General features: G+C 73.3%; 17 protein-coding genes, 1 tRNA gene and 1 pseudogene. 10 read left to right on the top strand and 9 right to left on the bottom strand.

Going from position 1 to position 15,270, the window contains the following annotated elements; translation table 11 throughout:
- The first annotated feature begins 34 nt into the window (after nucleotides 1–34).
- Nucleotides 35–937 (top strand): oxidoreductase, encoded by a 903-nt coding sequence (locus OP18_RS28760; RefSeq protein ID WP_033362209.1) that lies wholly within the window; start codon nucleotides 35–37, stop codon nucleotides 935–937.
- Here the strand turns inward: OP18_RS28760 and OP18_RS28755 are convergent.
- The 3 genes from OP18_RS28755 to OP18_RS28745 all read right to left on the bottom strand — a co-directional run bounded on the left by OP18_RS28755 (nucleotide 871) and on the right by OP18_RS28745 (nucleotide 4,367).
- Nucleotides 871–3,042 carry a hypothetical protein gene (locus OP18_RS28755; RefSeq protein ID WP_033362208.1) on the bottom strand — a complete coding sequence of 724 codons (2,172 nt, stop codon included), beginning with the start codon at nucleotides 3,040–3,042 and terminating at the stop codon, nucleotides 871–873. The genes OP18_RS28760 and OP18_RS28755 overlap by 67 nt on opposite strands.
- A 61-nt stretch (nucleotides 3,043–3,103) precedes the next feature.
- Nucleotides 3,104–3,910, bottom strand: coding sequence for an oxygenase MpaB family protein (locus tag OP18_RS28750; protein WP_033362207.1), 807 nt, complete (start codon nucleotides 3,908–3,910; stop codon nucleotides 3,104–3,106).
- A complete protein-coding gene (locus tag OP18_RS28745) occupies nucleotides 3,903–4,367 on the bottom strand; it encodes a Fur family transcriptional regulator (RefSeq protein WP_033362206.1) in 465 nt (154 codons plus the stop codon). The genes OP18_RS28750 and OP18_RS28745 overlap by 8 nt, the downstream gene beginning before the upstream one ends.
- 122 nt (nucleotides 4,368–4,489) lie before the next feature.
- Here OP18_RS28745 and OP18_RS28740 point away from each other — a divergent pair, with 122 nt between their 5' ends.
- Complete coding sequence (locus OP18_RS28740) at nucleotides 4,490–4,963, top strand: DUF2231 domain-containing protein (RefSeq protein ID WP_033362205.1); 474 nt, start codon at nucleotides 4,490–4,492, stop codon at nucleotides 4,961–4,963.
- 10 nt (nucleotides 4,964–4,973) lie between these two features.
- On the opposite strand, the gene OP18_RS28735 is transcribed toward OP18_RS28740, so the two are convergent.
- Nucleotides 4,974–5,276 (bottom strand): hypothetical protein, encoded by a 303-nt coding sequence (locus OP18_RS28735; protein WP_033362204.1) that lies wholly within the window; start codon nucleotides 5,274–5,276, stop codon nucleotides 4,974–4,976.
- A gap of 71 nt (nucleotides 5,277–5,347) precedes the next feature.
- Nucleotides 5,348–5,497: a hypothetical protein gene (locus tag OP18_RS57685; RefSeq protein WP_156089864.1), complete on the bottom strand. Its 150-nt coding sequence runs from the start codon at nucleotides 5,495–5,497 to the stop codon at nucleotides 5,348–5,350.
- An 85-nt stretch (nucleotides 5,498–5,582) separates the two neighbouring features.
- On the opposite strand from OP18_RS57685, the gene OP18_RS28730 reads away from it, so the two are divergent.
- Together OP18_RS28730 and OP18_RS60940 are read left to right on the top strand one after the other, a co-directional pair.
- A complete protein-coding gene (locus tag OP18_RS28730; protein WP_033362203.1) occupies nucleotides 5,583–5,765 on the top strand; it encodes a hypothetical protein in 183 nt (60 codons plus the stop codon).
- Nucleotides 5,766–5,848: 83 nt separating this feature from the next.
- Entirely contained in the window at nucleotides 5,849–6,067 is a 219-nt protein-coding gene (locus OP18_RS60940) for a hypothetical protein (RefSeq protein ID WP_033362202.1), read from the top strand.
- 14 nt (nucleotides 6,068–6,081) lie between these two features.
- Here the strand turns inward: OP18_RS60940 and OP18_RS61980 are convergent.
- Together OP18_RS61980 and OP18_RS28720 are read right to left on the bottom strand one after the other, a co-directional pair.
- Nucleotides 6,082–6,222, bottom strand: a pseudogene (locus tag OP18_RS61980) (FmdB family zinc ribbon protein); the annotation flags it as partial.
- Nucleotides 6,223–6,225: 3 nt separating this feature from the next.
- Complete coding sequence (locus tag OP18_RS28720; protein ID WP_211273709.1) at nucleotides 6,226–6,861, bottom strand: 5-formyltetrahydrofolate cyclo-ligase; 636 nt, start codon at nucleotides 6,859–6,861, stop codon at nucleotides 6,226–6,228.
- A gap of 71 nt (nucleotides 6,862–6,932) precedes the next feature.
- Between OP18_RS28720 and OP18_RS28715 the strand changes: the two genes are divergently transcribed.
- The 6 genes from OP18_RS28715 to OP18_RS28690 all read left to right on the top strand — a co-directional run bounded on the left by OP18_RS28715 (nucleotide 6,933) and on the right by OP18_RS28690 (nucleotide 12,919).
- Nucleotides 6,933–9,122 (top strand): diguanylate cyclase, encoded by a 2,190-nt coding sequence (locus OP18_RS28715; protein WP_081971216.1) that lies wholly within the window; start codon nucleotides 6,933–6,935, stop codon nucleotides 9,120–9,122.
- Nucleotides 9,123–9,131: 9 nt separating this feature from the next.
- A complete protein-coding gene (locus OP18_RS28710; RefSeq protein ID WP_033362200.1) occupies nucleotides 9,132–10,067 on the top strand; it encodes a UTP--glucose-1-phosphate uridylyltransferase in 936 nt (311 codons plus the stop codon).
- Nucleotides 10,064–11,359, top strand: coding sequence for a molybdopterin molybdotransferase MoeA (locus OP18_RS28705; protein ID WP_052387507.1), 1,296 nt, complete (start codon nucleotides 10,064–10,066; stop codon nucleotides 11,357–11,359). Before OP18_RS28710 ends, OP18_RS28705 begins: the two co-directional genes overlap by 4 nt.
- The gene (locus tag OP18_RS28700; protein ID WP_033362199.1) at nucleotides 11,356–11,970 is read left to right on the top strand and encodes a GNAT family N-acetyltransferase; all 615 of its coding nucleotides are present in this window, start codon (nucleotides 11,356–11,358) and stop codon (nucleotides 11,968–11,970) included. Before OP18_RS28705 ends, OP18_RS28700 begins: the two co-directional genes overlap by 4 nt.
- A 142-nt stretch (nucleotides 11,971–12,112) precedes the next feature.
- Nucleotides 12,113–12,781 (top strand): divisome protein SepX/GlpR, encoded by a 669-nt coding sequence (gene sepX, locus OP18_RS28695; RefSeq protein WP_313900947.1) that lies wholly within the window; start codon nucleotides 12,113–12,115, stop codon nucleotides 12,779–12,781.
- A 64-nt stretch (nucleotides 12,782–12,845) separates the two neighbouring features.
- Nucleotides 12,846–12,919, top strand: a tRNA-Ala gene (locus OP18_RS28690).
- 344 nt (nucleotides 12,920–13,263) lie between these two features.
- On the opposite strand, the gene OP18_RS28685 is transcribed toward OP18_RS28690, so the two are convergent.
- The gene (locus OP18_RS28685) at nucleotides 13,264–14,889 is read right to left on the bottom strand and encodes a recombinase family protein (RefSeq protein ID WP_033362198.1); all 1,626 of its coding nucleotides are present in this window, start codon (nucleotides 14,887–14,889) and stop codon (nucleotides 13,264–13,266) included.
- Nucleotides 14,890–14,950: 61 nt separating this feature from the next.
- Nucleotides 14,951–15,187 carry a hypothetical protein gene (locus tag OP18_RS28680; protein WP_033362197.1) on the bottom strand — a complete coding sequence of 79 codons (237 nt, stop codon included), beginning with the start codon at nucleotides 15,185–15,187 and terminating at the stop codon, nucleotides 14,951–14,953.
- Nucleotides 15,188–15,270 lie beyond the last annotated feature (83 nt).

The following is a 15,270-nucleotide window of genomic DNA, read 5'->3' as shown; positions in this document are numbered from 1 at the left end:
GACACTGTGTGCCAGAAATGGCACCCTGATAAGCATGCGTTGGAATGAAGAGCGGATCGCGGATCAGGGTGGGCGGACGTTCCTGATCACCGGGGCCAACAGCGGGCTCGGGTTCGAGATGTCGCGGGCCCTGGTGGCCAAGGGCGCGCGGGTGATCATGGCGGTGCGCAGTGCGGAGAAGGGGCGGGCGGCGCGGGCGAAGCTGCCCCGGCCGGAGCTGGCCGAGGTCAGGACCGTCGACCTGGCCGACCTGGACACGGTGCGGCGGCTCGCCGGCGACCTGCGCCGCGACCAGGTGGACATCGACGTGCTGGTCAACAACGCCGGGGTGATGATGCCGCCGCGGACGTTGAGTGCGCAGGGGCACGAGCTGCAGTTCGCCGCGAACCATCTCGGGCATTTCGCGCTGACCGGCCTGCTGCTCGACCGGGTCGCCGACCGGGTCGTCACGGTCAGCTCGACGCTGCACCGGCCCGGGAAGATCCACTATGACGACCTCGACGGGGCCGGGAGCTACTCGCCGACGCGGTATTACAGCCAGTCGAAGTTCGCCAACGTGCTGTTCGGGCTGGAGCTCGACCGGCGGCTGCGGGCGGCCGGCTCGCCGGTGCGCAGCCTGCTCGCGCACCCCGGCTACTCGGCGACCAACCTGCAGACGTCCGGGCCGACCGGGATCATGAAGGCGTTCATGCGCGTCGGCAACGCGGTCATGGCGCAGTCCGCCGCGCGGGGTGCGCTCAGCCAGCTGTACGCGGCCGTCGACCCGGACGCGCGGAGCGGGCAGTTCATCGGGCCCGACGGCATCGGCGAGCACCGGGGCTGGCCCACCGTGGTCCAGCCGGTCGACGCGGCGAAGGACCCCGCCGACGCTCAGCGGCTCTGGACGCTGTCCGAGCAGCTCACCGGGGTGCAGTTCGCGGTGGCCCGCAGCCGGTAGACGGCGATGTCGTCGCGCTGCCACGCGAGGTCGGCGAGCGCGGGGAGCGCGGCGGTGGGCGCGCCCTGGGCGCGGTCGACGAAGATCCAGCGGACCCGCTGCCGCCACAGCCAGTCGAGGCGCGCCGGGGTCGGGTCGAGCACGGCCGCGTCGTTCAGGGCCAGGCGGGCCGGGTCCCAGTAGGTGAGGGCCGGGCCGAGGCGGTGCGCGCGTGACTGCGCCGCGGTCGACTCCGGCGAGTAGCCCCAGCTGCCGAGCAGGACCCGGCGCTCGCTGTAGGCCGAGATCCAGTACGCCAGGCTCTGCGCGCCCTGCAGCCCGGCGCCGACCCGGTGCACGTTGGTCGCCACGTACTGCTCGGGGGTGCTGTGCGCGCGCAGCCAGCGGGCGCCGGCGGCCTGATCGGGCGTGACCCGGACGTGGTAGGCGACGCCGAGGTTGGCGCTGGTCGCGGCGTCGTACGGCAGCCGGGCGGCACCCGCGGCGAGCACCACGACCAGCGCCGCGAACCGGCCGTGCCGCAGCCCGAGCAGCAGCGCCGCGGCGAGCACCAGCGCGCCCAGGGCGTAGACCGGCAGCGGGACCCCCCACCTGGCCGGAGACGGCACCCGCACCAGCACCGACGCGCCGGCGAGCAGCGCGGCCACGGCGAGCGCGCGGCGCAGCGCCTGCGGTGACCACGGCAGCCGGACCAGGCCGGCGGCGGACAGGATCGCCGCGCACGGCCAGGCGGCGACGATGAAGAAGTGCTCGCTCCACGAGACGTGCCAGACGCACAGCGTGCCGGCGATTCCCGCGGCCGTCGTGCCGGCGAGGAAGATCTCCGTGTCGTCCCAGTGCCGCCCGAGACCGGCGACGCCGGCGAGCCGGGCGCCCATGGCGATGGCGTACGCGCCGAGCCCCCACAGGATCAGCGGGACGTCCCGCGGCGTGGTGCCGTGTCGCTGGCTGCCCACGAAGTCGAGCATGATGGCGAACGGGCCCCAGCGCAGGCCCTGGCCCTCGAAGCCGTAGATGACGGTGACCGCGGCCGCGGCGACGGCGGCGAGCAGCGCCCCGAGCCGCCACGGCGTCCATTGTGGATTTCTCCGCAGCAGGTGTACGGCGCACAGCACGGCCACGCCCGCGCCGAACAGCGGCACGATCGTCGACTTGGCGCCGGTGGTGCCGGCCGCGAACAGCAGCACCAGCAGCCAGCCGCGCCACCGGTCGCGGCCCGGCGGGTCGTCGCGGCGCAGCACCGACGCGATCGCGGCGATCAGCGGCATGCTCAGCGCCGCGCCGAACAGCAGGGAGCGGCTCGACCAGCTGTAGTACGCGGTGATCGAGCCGAAGAACGCCGGCGCCTGCCGCTGCGGGACGAGCTCGCCGACGGTGAACATCAGCGCCGCCGCGACCGGGCCCGCCCACGGGTGCCGGGCGACCCGCCAGCCGGTGACCGCGAGCAGGCACACGGCGAGGACCGCGAGCACCGGCAGGTCGAGGCGGAACCACAGCACCGGCAGGTCGACGCCGCTGACGAGGCCGCCCGCGGCGAGGTGGCCGTAGGCGAACCAGTGGTACCCCAGGGCCCGGTCGCCCTGCTCGGGCACGGCGAGCGGGAAGTGGTGCTTCAGATCGGCGCTGACCGCGAGCAGGTTCAGCTGGTCGATCATGTAGTCGTGCGGGCCGGCCGTGGGCACCGGCGGGTTCACCGCCAGGAAGGCGGCGGTCAGGTACGCCAGGAACCCCGCCGCGATCCCGGCGACCGCCCATGACCAGCCGGTCGACGGCCGCAGCGGGTACGCGGGAGCGCGCAGGTGCCGCCGGGCGAGCGGGGCGACGACCAGCGGCCAGACCCAGAGCAGCCCGCGGGCGTCGAGGAGGCTCGCGGCGACGAAGGCGACGGTCTCGGCGAGCAGCCCGACCACGGTGCCGTAGGTGAGGTCCTCCAGCAGGGAGCGCGGCGTGGGGCGGACCGCCCGGTAGAGCAGCGTCCCGGGTACCACAACCGCGTAGAGGATGTAAGCGGCATAACGGACAAGGTCGAGGGGTGCGGTGCCGAGCGCCGCGGGCACGGTGACGGTCGCCGCGGCGAGGGCGATCCATGGAAGTTTCGCGCGCATGCCACCGGATCAACGCGGCAACAGCGCCCGCCGTGACGCCGCCGGGACGCGGCGAGAGCGGTCAGGCGGCCAGGCGGCGCACCGCGTCGCGGCGCATCGGGGAGATCCAGTCGATCGGGATCGCGCTCAGCATCCGGCCGAGGACGAGGGCGTTCGCCGAGGTGATCAGGTCCGTGGCGGGCAGGCCCGGCAACCCGTAGAGCCGGCGCGCCCACGCCGGCAGCAGCCCGATCGCCAGGGCGGACAGGCCGAGCGCGGCACCCCGGACGGGGGTCAGGCCCAGCGCGTACGGCAGCGGGGGCAGCGTCAGGAAGATCCCGGTCGCCGCCGAGTCCACGGTGAGCTCCAGCTCCGGGCGCATCCGCTCGTAGTAGTCGGCGACCGCGGCCGCCGAGTCCGGCACGGTCGCCGGATCCAGGCCGACCAGCGCCGCCGCCCGGGTCTGCTCCGCGTAGTAGGCGTCGATCTGCGCCCCGCTCAGCCGCAGCCCGCCCCGCAGTGCGGCCGCCAGGAACGACTCGACCTCGGTGACGTGCACCCACCGCAGCAGGTGCGGGTCGTCGATCCGGAACCGTTCGCCGGTGCGCGGGTCGGTCGCCGTCATCCGCGCGTGCATCGCCCGGACCCGCCGGCCGGCGCGTTCGGCCTGCTCGGTCGTGCCGTAGATGACGGTCGCCACGTAGGTCGCGGTGTGCTGGAAGCGGCCCCACGGGTCCTTGCGGTACCGGCTGTTCTGCTCGACGCCGGCGACCGCGCGGGGCAGCAGGGCCTGCAGGTACAGGCTGCGCAGGCCGCCGACGGCGACGATCGGCTCGCGGTGCACCCGCCAGGTGACCGAGTCGGGGCCGAACAGGCCGGCGTCAGTCACCGGAGCCGCCCTCCGGCGCCACGTCCTCGGCCCGCCGCTGCTGGCAGGCCGGGCACAGGCCCCAGAACGTGACCTCGGCCTCGTCGAGGACGAACCCGTGCGCCTGCGACGGGGTCAGGCACGGCGCCTCGCCCACGGTGCAGTCGACGTCGGCGATCTCCCCGCAGCCGCGGCAGACGACGTGGTGATGGTTGTCCCCGACGCGCGACTCATACCGCGCGGGGCTGCCCGCGGGCTCGATCCGGCGGGCCAGACCGGCCCGCGACAGCGCGCTCAGCACGTCATACACCGCCTGCGTCGACACGGTCTCCAGGCGGGCCCGGACCCGGGCGGCGATCTGGTCGACGTCGAGATGCCCCGCCGCCTGCCCCCGGGACGCCTCGAGGACCTCCAGCACGGCCAGCCGGGGCCGCGTCACCCGCAGGCCCCGGGCGCGCAGCAGATCCTCACCCGACACGCCTTCAATAACACCACGCACCCTGGAACCGTTCAAATGTTTCCGGACTCTTGATTGAACTGCAGGTCCTCGGGTTGTGTACACGTCCGGTGGGGGAGGATCGCACCGACAGAGGAGGCCCCGTGTTCGATCGTGTGCTCGGTCTACCGGCTCACCCGCTCTTCATCCACGCAGCCGTCGTGCTGGTGCCGTTGCTGGTGGTCGCGGGCATCCTGTACGCCGTCTGGCCGGGCGCCCGCCGGCACGTCCGCTGGACCATGATCGTGCTGGCCGTCGCCACACCCGGGGCCGTGTTCGCCGCGAAGGAGTCCGGCGAGGAGTTCAGCGGCAGCGACAACTTCCAGTCGCCGCAGCTGCAGGCCAGCATCGAGACGCACGAGGGCTTCGCCGACAACCTGTTCTGGATCATCCTGGGTCTCGCCCTGGTCGTGCTGGTCATGGCGTACCTGGTGCGCCCGGCCACGGCCGAGTCCGTCGGGCCGGCGCTCGCCCACTACGCGCTCATCGGGCTGACCGTGGTGCTCGGGCTGGCGGCCTGCTACTACGTGTTCAAGACCGGCGACAGCGGCGCGAAGATGGTCTGGGACGGCTTCTAGGCCGCCGGTCTCAGAAGAGCAGCCGCCCGCAGAAGATCAGCAGCAGCACCAGGATGACCGCCCCGGCGAAGATGCCCATGCCCTTCGTGAGGATCGTCGCCGCCTGCTCTTCCCGCTCGATGCGCTCGACGTCCTGCGCGGGCAGCTTCCTCGGCGGCGCCGGCCGCTCCACGGTCGGCGGTCGCCAGCCCCGCGGCGGCGGCGCGCTGCGCGGCGCGCCGGTGTAGGGCGCCGGCGCGGGCGAACTCGGCGCCGACGGCGGTGGCTGCGAGGCTCCCTGCGCGGGCCGCTGCCAGAAGGCGTCGTCACTCACGCCACGAGCGTACCCACCGGACGGGACGTCATCTCCCGCCCGGTGGGCCGGCGCTGCCCGGCCGGTGCCGGTCAGTCGCTGTTGAGCAGGTCCGCGAGCGACATGGGACGGGTGGCGTCCGGGTCGGCCGGAACCAGCCGCACGGTCGGCTGCTCGTCGGCCGGCGGCTGCTCCGCGTCGGGCCGGTGCTGGGGGGAGGACTCAGGGGTGGGTTGCGTCATGCCGCCGAGTGTGACCTGTCGACGGAAGGGCGACTGTCGTCATTCGGCCAACTTCCGGCAAACTCGCCGGAGTACGCTCGTCCGCGTGGCAGGGACGAGCGGCTGGGCATCCGCCGATGAGCAGCGTGAAGTGAGCTTCGAGGACTTCGCGGACGAGCTGGTCGTGTTGCCGGACACCACGACCGACGACACCGACGCGGGCTGGGGTGAGCGCGGCGCGAGCAACGACGACCGGCTGCTCGCCGACCGGCCGCCGCACTGGGACTAGGCACGACTGCCGGGCGCGACGACCGTGGTCGCGGCGCCCGGCGTCGGGACTTCGCCGGTCAGGCGGCCTGACTGTCAGGCGGCTTGCGCTGTCAGGCGGACTTCGCTGGTCAGGCGGCCGAGGAGGCCGACTTCGTGGACGCGCCCGCCGAGGCGCCGGACGAGGCACCCGACGAGGCGGCCGCGGCCGGCTTCGAGGCCGTCGAGGAGTCCGACGACTTCGACTCCGACGACGAGGCCGACGAGGCGGACGACGTCGAGGAGCCGCTGGACTTGGTGGTGGAGCGGGAGTCGGTGCGGTAGAAGCCCGAGCCCTTGAAGACCACGCCCACCGCCGAGAACTGCTTGCGCAGGCGGCCCTGGCACTGCGGGCACTCGGTCAGCGCGTCATCGGTGAACGACTGCACCGCCTCGAGCTGGTGGCCGCAAGCCGTGCAGGCGTACTGGTAGGTAGGCACCGTTCAGCCTCCATCATTGGCACTCAACCCTATCGAGTGCCAATAGTGCGGTATCGCACATCCTTTCGTCCAGTGGAGGTGGGCGGTCTCATACCCGGTGGTGGCACCGACGACGGCCGCGCGGACCCGCTGGTCGTGCGGCTCGGCCGGGACGGCGGGCAGCAGCTCGCCGGGGTGCAGCGGGGCGACCGTCGGCGCCGAGACCCGGGGCAGGACCCGGTCGTAGGACCCGCCGCCCTGCCCGAGCCGGGTGCCGTCCAGCCCGACCGCGAGGGCCGGGACCAGCATCAGGTCGACCGCGCGGACCGCGTCGGCGCCGAGGCGGGGGCCGGGCGGCTCGGACAGCCCGAGCGGCCCCGGGGTCAGGGTGCCGTCGTACACGGCCCAGTCCAGGTCGCGGGAGGGCAGCAGCACCGGCAGGAGCAGCCGTGGCACCGCCGCGGCCAGGGCGTCGAGCAGGCCGGCGCCGCCCGGCTCGTATGCCAGCGGCACGTACGCGGCGACCGTCCGCGCGTGCGATGCCCGTACAATGGCCGAAAATGCGGAAATGAGTGACTTGTCCGAAGCGTCGCGTGTGGCGGCCGGCAGCGCGCGGCGGGCGGACCGGATGTGCGATCGCAGCTCAGATTTCGGGGACACCGCAGACGGCAAGGCTCAATTCCTCCTCATCTGTGACAGCATCGCAGAAACACAGCTACGGGAGGACGGACGTGACGCTGCGGGCGCGGCTCACCGCGGCCTTCCTGGCGGTCGTGCTCGGTCCCGTGCTGCTCGGCGCGGTCTTCGTCGGCATCGCCGTCGCCGCGGTCAGCGACCAGCGCGCCACGGAGCGCCTCGACGCCGGCACCCAGAACGTGCACGCCGCGCTCGCCCTCACCTGCCAGCGCCTGCGGCTCGCCGCCGAGACCACCGCACTGGTCGCCGCCGGCGGCGACCAGCCCGACGCCGCCCAGCGGGCCGTGCTGCGCGGCCTCGCCCGCGCCGTCGAGGTCACCGGCGCCGACGGCATCGTCCTCACCACCGCCGGCACCCTGCCGCCGAAGCCGTGGGCCGACTGCGCCGCACCGGCCCCCACCGCGCACGCCGCGATCGTCGCTGCCGTCGACGTGCTCGACCCCAGCTCACGCCGCATCGGCCGGGCCTACGCGGTCGAGCCCGTCGACGCCACCCTGCTGAGCTGGCTCGCCGAGTCCAGCGGCGTGCGCGTCGACTCGCTCGCGTCCGGGCAGCCGGAGTCGGAGGAGGGCGCCCGCATCGCCGCCGCCGCGAACGGGCTCACCGCCGGCGAGACCGGCACCACCAGCGGCGGCCGGCTGGTGCGCCGGCTCACCCCGGAGTCCGGCCAGCCGCTCACCCTCGCGCTGTCGGTGCCGAAGCCCGACACCGAGGGCCTCTACGCCGTCCTCGTCGCCGTCGTCGCCTGCGCCGGGGTCGTCGCGATCAGCGTCGCCTGGTGGCTTGCCCGCTCCACCACCCACCCGCTGACCGAGCTGGCGCTCGCGGTCGAGCGCGTCGCCGACGGCGACCTCAGCGCCCGCGTGCCGGTGCGCAGCCAGGACGAGGTCGGCCGGCTCGGCCAGACGTTCAACCGGATGACCCGCGAGATGCAGGGGTACGTCCAGGCCCTGACCGCCAGCCGCGACCAGCTCCGCGGGCAGCTCGGCGTGCTCGGCGACACCCTCGCCGGCACCCACGACCTCGACCGGATCCTCCAGGTCATCCTGCAGACGGCGACCGCCGCGACCGGCGCCCAGTCCGGCGTGGTGCTCATGGTCGACCCGGCCAGCGGCGAGCTGCGCGGCCAGGTCGCCGAGGGGCTCGCCGGGTTCGACGTCGCCGAGCTGCGCCTGCAGCTGGGCGACGGGCTGCTCGGCGGCGTCGCCGCGTCCGGCGAGCCACGCCGCGGCCGGGTCGACCGGGACGGGCCGAGCCTGGCGACCGGCGAGCCGCGCTGCATCACGTACGTGGCCGTGCCGATCGCCGCGCCCGGCGTCGGGCCCACCACCGGGCTGGAACCCCAGTCCGACCTGCCGCCCGCCGCGCGGGGTGTCCTCGCCCTGTACGACCGGCACGGCTTCGACGAGTTCGACGACGCCGACCTGATCACGCTGCGCACGTTCGCCGGGCAGGCCGCGGTCGCCGTCGACAACGTCCGGGTGCACGAGGAGGCGCAGCGGCTGTCGCTCACCGACCCGCTGACCGGCCTGTCGAACTACCGGTACCTGCGCGAGTCGCTGCGCCGCGAGGTCGAGCGGGCCAGCCGCTTCGGCCGCAGCCTCGCCGCGCTCGCCCTGGACCTCGACCGGTTCAAGGAGGTCAACGACACCTACGGGCACGCCGCCGGCGACGCGGTCCTCGCCGAGTTCGCCCGCCGGCTGCGCGCCGAGATCCGCGAGGTCGACTTCGCGTTCCGGCAGGGCGGCGAGGAGTTCGTGGTGCTGCTGCCGGAGACCGACGCGACCGGCGCCGCGGTCCTCGCCGAACGGCTCGGCGCGGCCGTGCGGCGCTCCCCGGTGCTGGTGATCTCCTCCACACCGGGCCAGCCGCCGCGGCGCATCCCGGTGACCGTGTCGATCGGCATCGCGGTCTACCCGATCCACGGCGCGACCGGCGCCGCGGTCCTCGAGGCCGCCGACGACGCGCTGTACGCGGCCAAGGCCGGCGGCCGGGACACGTACAAGATCGCCCCGGACGCGACGGTGAGGACCACGGATGCGCCCGCGAAGACCGCGGAGGCGTCGGCGACGACCACGGACGGGCCGGTGAAGGCCGCGGATGCGCCCGTGAAGACCGCGGACGGGCCGGTGAAGGCCGCGGATGCGCCCGTGAAGGCTAGTGCGGAGGTGACGCCCGGCGCGCCAAAGGCGGCACAACCGCCACGACAGAGCCGCGGCGGCTAGCCTTGCCACATGCCTGACACGACTCCTCACCAGCCCGCGCCGTCGCGCCAGCGGGCTGTCAAAGCCGTGATCCCGGCGGCGGGCCTGGCCACCCGCTTCCTCCCAGCGACCAAAGCCGTGCCGAAAGAGCTGCTGCCGGTCGTCGACCGGCCAGTGCTGCAGTACATCGTGGAAGAGGCCGCAGCGGCCGGCATCAGAGACATCCTGCTGGTCACCGGCAGGGGCAAGACCTCGATGGTCGACCACTTCGACCGCCGCCCCGACCTGGAGGCGCGCCTCGCCGAGAAGGGCGACGACGAGCGGCTCGCCGCGGTCCGGCGCCCCAGCGAGCTGGCCGAGATCTACACCTGCCGGCAGGGCGAGCCGCTCGGGCTCGGCCACGCCATCTCCTACGGCGAGTCCCACGTCGGCAACGAAGCCTTCGCATGCCTGCTCGGCGACGAGTTCGTCGAGGAGACCGAGCCGCTGCTGCCGGCGATGCTCGACCTGCAGGCGCAGACCGGCGGCATCGTCCTCGCCCTCATCGAGGTCGAGCCGGACGAGACCAGCCGCTACGGCATCGCCTCCGTCGAGCCGTCCGACCTGACCGGCGACGCCGGCGAGGTGCTGCGGGTGACCGGCCTGGTCGAGAAGCCGAAGCCGGAGGAGGCGCCGAGCAACCTCGCCGTCATCGGGCGGTATGTGCTGCCACCCACCCTCTTCGACGCGATCCGCCGCATCGGCCCCGGCGCCGGCGGCGAGATCCAGCTGACCGACGCGATGGCGCTGCTGCTGGCCGAGGGCACCCCCGTGCACGGCATCGTCTACCGCGGCACCCGCTACGACACCGGCATGCCGCTGGGGTACCTGCAGGCCGTCGTCCAGCTCGCGTGCAAGCGCGACGACCTCGGCCAGCCGTTCAGCCAGTGGCTGACCCAGTTCGTGGAGAAGGATCTGCGCGGGTGACAGCGGTTCCAGCGACGGGCTCCCACCACGACGCCGCACGCGATGCGGGCGTCGGGTCGAACGCGCGCGTCCCGCTCGCCGACTACCTCGCCGGCGTGCTCCGGGGCCTGCGCCCGTTGCCCCCGCTGGACCTCGAGATCACCGCCGCGCACGGCAACGTACTCGCCGAGGACGTGGTCGGACCGGGCCCGGTGCCCGCGTTCGACCACTCCGCGATCGACGGCTACGCCGCCCGCTTCGACGACATCAGCGACGCCCAGCCCGGCCGCCCGGTCCGGCTCAGCGTCGTCGGCGACCTGGTCGCCTCCAGCTGGCGCCCCGTCCGGCTCACCCCCGGCACCTGCTTCTCCGTCGCGGCCGGCGCCCTCATGCCGGTCTCCGCCGACGTCGTCGTCCCGCCCGGCATGACCGACCAGGGGATGGCCGCCGTCGAGGTGTACCACCCCACCAAACGCGGCCACGGGGTGCGCCGCGCCGGCGACGAGCTGCCCGCCGGCGCCGTGCTGGCCCGGGCCGGCGCGTACGTGACCCCGCCGCTGGTCTCCGTCCTCGCGGCCAGCGGCATCGGCCACGTCGTCGTGCGCCCCAGCCCCCGCGTCGTGGTCATCGCCACCGGCGACGAGCTCGTCGACGTCGGCCGCGCCAGCCAGCCCGGCCAGGTCGTCGACGCCAACTCCCACGCCCTCACCGCCGCCGCCGCGGAGGCCGGCGCCCACGCGTACCGCGTCGGCATCTGCGACGACGACCCCGAAGGCCTGCGCGGCCTGCTCGAGGACCAGATGCTGCGCGCCGACCTCATCATCACCACCGGCGGCACCGGCACCGGCCCCGGCGACATGGTCCGGCGCATCCTGTCGCGCTCCGTCGTGTTCTCCGACCTGTCCGTGTACCCGTGCTCGTCGCTCGGCTACGGCACCATCGGCGGCGCCGCCGGTGCCAACGGCGTGCCCATCGTCTGCCTGCCCGGCGACCCCGGCGCCGCCCTCATCGGCTTCGAGGTCCTCGCCCGGCCCGTCATCCAGCTCCTCGCCGGCGCCGACCCCGTGTTCCGGCCCAGCGTCCGGGCGCACCTGCTGGAGACCGTCAGCTCGCCCTCCGGCATGCGGGAGTTCCGGCCCGCGTACATCACCGAACGCCGCGGCGGCGGCTACACCGTCATGCCGCTCGCCGGTGGCCCGTACACCCTCTCCGGCCTCGCCGACGCGAACGGGCTCATGGTCCTCGGCGAGAAGGTGATCAGCGCCGCCGCGGGCTCTACAGTGGACGTCATCATGTTGGATAGACGACGATGAGTCAGCCCGGATGGCCGGCGGTGCTGGTCGACGGCCCGGTCACCCTGCGGCCCTACCGGCGGGCCGACGCGCGCGCCTGGGCCGAGGTCCGCCGCGCCAACGAGCAGTGGCTGTCCAAGTGGGAGCCGACACCGTACGGCACCTGGCACGACCTCAACTCGCCCGCCGCGTTCCGCGCCGTGCACGCCGACCTGCGCCGCGCCGCCCGCAACGGCAGCGCCATGCCGTTCGCCGTCTGCTACGAGGACCAGCTCGTCGGCCAGCTCACCCTCGGCAACATCGTGCGCCGCGCGTTCTGCTCCGGCTACGCCGGATACTGGGTCGACTCCCGGCACGCCGGCAAGGGCATCACCCCGACCGCCCTCGCCCTCGCCGTCGACCACGCGTTCAGCGTCGGCGGCCTGCACCGCATCGAGGTCAACATCCGGCCCGACAACCTCGCCAGCCGGCGCGTCGTGGAGAAGCTCGGCTTCCGCCAGGAGGCGTACCACCACCGGTACCTGCACATCGACGGCGACTGGCGCGACCACCTCGGCTACGCCATGACCACCGAGGACGTCTCCGCCGAAGGTGGGCTCCTCGCCAGGTGGCACAAGGTCCTCGCCGCCTGATTTTCCTTCCTCCTGCGTGTTGACGTGGTGTAACGCTGCGCGACCCGTACTGTTCTGAGTCGGAGTTACCACGCTGTAACTTCCACAGACTTGGATGACTCGCGCACCCGGGGGGACCGGTGCGCGAGGCGTGAACGGAGGCGTGAGGGTGCCGACCTCGGTGCTCCTCGCCGTCCTCGCCGCTGCTGGGCTCCTGGCCTTGGCGCCCGCACTGGTGCGCCGGTACGACGCCACAGAGCGGCTGGTGGCGGAGCGGGCGTTGTCAACCGCACGGGTGCTGACCCGTGCCGGGATGCATCGCGACCGCCGCCGCCGGACCGTCCCCGGCCGCCGCCCCGTCAACCCGCCCCGCAGCGTCGTGCACCGCCCCGTCGCCCCACCACCCCTGCGGGTCGTGCCCCCGACGGCGCGCCGCCGCCGCCCGCCCCGTGTCCCCCGCGCCGTCTACCGCCGCCGCCGCGTCCTGCTCGCCCTCGTCCTGCTCAACCTCGCCGAGCTGGGCGGCGTCGCCCTGGTCAGCAGCGGCTTCTGGGTCGGCTTCGCCGTCACCGGCGCGCTGCTGGTCGCCTACGTGGCGCACCTGCGCACCCGTGCCCTCGCCGAGCAACGCCGCCGCCGGCGCGAGGCCCAGTACGCCGCCTGGATCGCCCGCCGCCAGGCCCAGGTCCGCCGCGAACAGCTCCGCCGCGCCGCCCAACGCCGCGAGGCCGTCGCCGCCCAGCTCGCCGAACGTGACCGCGCCCGCCGCGAAGCGGCCCGCCTCGCGGCGCTGCGCGGCCGCCCGTACGACACGCGAGCCTCAGGGCAGTGATCTGATTCGCGCGGCCTCCCAGGGGTTTGCTACTCTTGGCCCCGGCCCACTCCGGCGGGCCACTGGGGTTGTGGCGCAGTCTGGTAGCGCACCTCGTTCGCATCGAGGGGGTCAGGGGTTCGAGTCCCCTCAACTCCACCCGATTGGCGCAGCCTGCTCAAAGGCTGCGCCTTTTCGCGTTTGCGGTGGAGTTGGATCTCCGCGCAAGGCTTCGCCTCGCTCCCCTGTGGGGGAGCTTCGCTCCACCCACACCCCCTCAAAACCTTCGCGGGGGCTACCTGGGGGTTGGGCTGCCCTCATCGCGGGGCCAGTTGCGCTCGCGGCGAGGCTTGCCTGTCAGCGGCGACAGGTGCAGCGGCTGTTGAAGAGGCCACAGCATCCCAGAGCCAGCAGGATCGGCTGTCCCTGAACTCGGGCAAGCTCTGGGCGTTGCTGAGCCGTATGACGGTGAACCTAAGCAAGTTCAGCACGGCATCGAGGGGTCAGGGTTCGAGTCCCCTCAACTCCACCAGTCGCACCATTGTGCGAGCTTCGGTTGTGCCCTCGTCCGTTTCGGGCGGGGGCATCGTCGTGTCTGGGGTTGGAATCTTGAACACGGGGATGACTCCCTGATCGGTGAGTTGGACCTCGGCGACGAGCGCCTCGATGGCGGCCTTGCGTTCGAGCATCGTGCCGCTGGACATGATCGCCGCGAGGCAGTCGCGGATGCCGGTGATGGTGGCGGGCGGCGGCGCGGCGGGCGGGCCGTCGAGTCCGGCTTCGAGCTGAGCCTGCCGGGTCTGCAGCTGGGCGAGGCGTTGTCGCAGGTCACGGATGCGGGGACCGGCGGTGGCGTCGTCCATGGTGCCCTGTTCGAACGCGGTGTGGTACCGGGCGATGGCGGCCTCGGTGGTGGCGATCTGGTGGGTCACGGCGACGTGTTCGGCGTGCTGGTCGGTGTCGGCGGCGGCCTGCTGGGCACGGGCGCGGTCGATCATGGCGGTGAGGACCGGTTCGGCGGTGGTGTAGAAGTCGTACAGGGCGTGGAGGACGAGGTCGTCGACCTCGTCGGCGGGGAGCCGGGGTGCGGCGCAGGTGGCGGTCTTGCCGTAGCGGGCCCTGGTGAAGCACGTGTAGTAGCGGTAGCGCCTGGTGCGTCCGTTGGCGGAGGTGCCGACGTACCGGTTGCCGCATTCCGGGCAGGTGATCAGGCCGGTGAGGTAGTAGTCGCTGCTGGACATCGCTCGCTGCTGGTGGGTGCCGTTGCGACCGGCGGCGATCTGCTGGGCGCGGTGGAAGGTGTCGCGGTCGACAAGCGCCTCGTGGGCCTCGGGGACGTAGGTGTCGTTGAAGGCGATGTCGCCGGTGTACGCCGGATTGTCCAAGATCCTGTTGATGGTCTGGCCGGACCAGGGTCTGCCGTTGCGGTTGGGGATGCCTCGGCTGTTGAGTTCGGTGGCGATGGCGCGGGTGCCGAGGCGGTCGTGGGTGTACAGCCGGAAGATGTCCCGCAGGACCGGTGCCTCGTCGGGGTCTGGGACGAGGTGCGAGGTGTCGGGCTGGATGCGGTATCCGTATGGGCGGCTGCCGCCGGCCCACTTGCCCTTGCTGGCCTTGGCGGCCATGCCGCTCTTGACCCGGTCGATGATGATGTTGCGTTCGAACTCGGCGAACACGCCGAGGAGCTGGACCATCATGCGGCCGAAGGGTCCGCCGGTGTCGACGGGCTCGGTGGCGGAGGAGAACCGGACCTTCGCCGTCTCGAGGGTCTTGATGAGGTCGAGGAGGTTGGCGACGCTGCGGCTGAACCGGTCGAGGCGGTAGACGAGCAGGACGTCGAACATGCCGGCCTTCGCGGCTTGGAGGGCTCGTTGCAGGCCGGGCCGTTCGGTGGTGGCGCCGGAGGCGTCGTCCTCGTACTCGGCGACGATGGTGTACCCGGGTTGGGAGGCGACGTACTTCTCCAGTGCGGCGCGTTGCGCGTCGAGGGAGAACGGCTGGTGTTCGTCGTCGGTGGAGCGTCGCATGTAGATGCAGACGCGGCGGGGTCCGGTGGCCTGGTCGGTGCTGGGTGGGACGTAGGCGCGTCGGCCACGTCGCTTCGGTGCGGTGGTCGGGGTGGCGGTCATCGAGGAGTGTCCTCCGGGGTGGGAGTGGTGGCGGCCCGTGCGGGCCGCCACCAGCGTCTGGTCAGGCGGCGAGGCCCGGATGGGCCTGCCGGAAGCGGTTGAGCAGCACTGCGAGGGCTTCGGCGGCGGCGTCGAGCTCGTCGTCGGTCATGGCGAGGGTGTCGATACGGGCGACCTGCAGCGGGATCGGCCGCCTCGGTCGGGAGGCTTGCGCACCACCGTTGAGTGCGGTGGTGCCGTGCTGCGGTTTGCCCGGACGGTTCCGGGCGGCGTGTTCGTGGTGCGGCGTGGTGGCCACGGTCCTCCGAAGGACGTGCGTGCCGGCTGGGGTCGGAGTCGTGTGTCCATGCGTGGTCCTTTCTCGTGTGAGGGGCAGACGGT

The sequence above is a fragment of the Dactylosporangium aurantiacum genome (genome assembly GCF_000716715.1).
GTDB classification, from domain to species: Bacteria; Actinomycetota; Actinomycetes; order Mycobacteriales; family Micromonosporaceae; genus Dactylosporangium; species Dactylosporangium aurantiacum.
This window is presented reverse-complemented; position numbering and strand designations above follow the sequence as displayed.

Coding starts and splice junctions, on each gene's coding strand:
- OP18_RS28710 (WP_033362200.1), top strand. CDS start 9,132: ATGCCTGACACGACTCCTCACCAGCCCGCGCCGTCGCGCCAGCGGGCT.
- OP18_RS57685 (WP_156089864.1), bottom strand. CDS start 5,497: ATGACGCAACCCACCCCTGAGTCCTCCCCCCAGCACCGGCCCGACGCG.
- OP18_RS28755 (WP_033362208.1), bottom strand. CDS start 3,042: ATGCGCGCGAAACTTCCATGGATCGCCCTCGCCGCGGCGACCGTCACC.
- OP18_RS28760 (WP_033362209.1), top strand. CDS start 35: ATGCGTTGGAATGAAGAGCGGATCGCGGATCAGGGTGGGCGGACGTTC.
- OP18_RS28685 (WP_033362198.1), bottom strand. CDS start 14,889: ATGACCGCCACCCCGACCACCGCACCGAAGCGACGTGGCCGACGCGCC.
- OP18_RS28700 (WP_033362199.1), top strand. CDS start 11,356: ATGAGTCAGCCCGGATGGCCGGCGGTGCTGGTCGACGGCCCGGTCACC.